The 314-nt window shown below is 57.6% G+C and carries 3 tRNA genes; all 3 read left to right on the top strand.

Annotated features, from left to right (window positions below):
* Window positions 1-76, top strand: a tRNA-Ala gene (locus B2J86_RS17960).
* Between the two features lie 33 nt (window positions 77-109).
* A tRNA-Glu gene (locus B2J86_RS17955) sits at window positions 110-185 on the top strand.
* A gap of 51 nt (window positions 186-236) precedes the next feature.
* A tRNA-Asp gene (locus B2J86_RS17950) sits at window positions 237-313 on the top strand.
* Window position 314: the final 1 nt, after the last annotated feature.

The following is a 314-nucleotide window of genomic DNA, read 5'->3' as shown; positions in this document are numbered from 1 at the left end:
GGGGGTATAGCTCAGCTGGGAGAGCGCTTGCATGGCATGCAAGAGGTCATCGGTTCGATCCCGTTTACCTCCACCAGGTTTTTGTTGTTGTCGGTTGTTCCAAGGTTTTGACCCCATCGTCTAGAGGCCTAGGACACTACCCTTTCACGGTAGGTACCGGGGTTCGAATCCCCGTGGGGTCGCCAAGTTGTAGCGCTTGGCTTGCGTCTTGAATGCAAGCGAAAAGCTGCCTGCCAGGAGTGGTAGTTCAGTTGGTTAGAATACCGGCCTGTCACGCCGGGGGTCGCGGGTTCGAGTCCCGTCCACTCCGCCAG

This window comes from Acidovorax sp. SRB_14, assembly GCF_012932145.1.
Classification (GTDB): Bacteria; Pseudomonadota; Gammaproteobacteria; order Burkholderiales; family Burkholderiaceae_C; genus Simplicispira.
Note: the sequence above shows the minus strand (reverse complement) of the source record. Positions and strands in the feature narration are given on the sequence as shown.